The organism is Streptomyces sp. sk2.1, from assembly GCF_008120935.1.
Classification (GTDB): domain Bacteria; phylum Actinomycetota; class Actinomycetes; order Streptomycetales; family Streptomycetaceae; genus Streptomyces.
Map to the genome: position 1 here is coordinate 1 of NZ_RDBO01000195.1, position 844 is coordinate 844.

The following is an 844-nucleotide window of genomic DNA, read 5'->3' on the forward strand; positions in this document are numbered from 1 at the left end:
GGAGTGACACCGTGATGCTCCATGAGCCGGTACAGGGCCACCTCCAGAGCGAACAGCGCAGCCTGCGCGTACTGGGTCCCGTCAAGAGCGGCAGCCTGCACACCGCCCTCCTCGGCGAACACCAGCTCCTTGAGAGAACCCCCCAGACGGGCATCGAACCGCTCACAGACAGCATCGAACGCAGCAGCGAACACCGGCTGGGACACATACAGCTCACGACCCATCCCAGCACGCTGACTGCCCTGCCCCGTGAAGAGGAACGCAGTCCTCCCCGAACCCGACACCACACCCGTCACCACGTGCGAGGACGGCGCGCCCCGGGTGAGGGCGTCGAGGCCGGAGAGCAGTTCGGCACGGTCGGCGGCGAGCACCACGGCGCGGTGGTCGAGCATCGAGCGGGTCGTGAGGAGGGAGTGCCCGATGTCGCGGCGACCGGTGTCGTCGGCGGCGTCGGCCAGCGGACGCAGGCGGGCCGCCTGGGCGCGCAGCGCCCGCTCCGAGCGGGCGGTGATCAGCCAGGGCAGCGGCCCTGACCCGGCCACCGACTCCTCGACACCGACCGCCTCGACGACCGGCGCCTGCTCGATCACCACATGCGCATTCGTCCCACTGATACCGAAGGACGACACACCCGCACGACGCGGACGACCCGACTCCGGCCAGGACCTGGCCTCCCGCAAAAGCTCCACAGCACCCGAGGACCAGTCCACGTGCGAACTCGGCTCCCCCACATGAAGCGTCCGGGGCAACACCCCCTCCCGCATCGCCATCACCATCTTGATCACACCACCGACACCGGCAGCAGCCTGCGCATGACCGATGTTCGACTTCAACGACCCCAGAT

General features: G+C 69.0%; 1 protein-coding gene. It reads right to left on the bottom strand.

The genetic code is table 11. The features are described from left to right. Positions 1 to 833: acyltransferase domain-containing protein (locus EAO76_RS42360; protein ID WP_316248418.1), on the bottom strand; the 833-nt coding region annotated here is incomplete at its 3' end. Between the last annotated feature and the right edge of the window lie 11 nt (positions 834 to 844).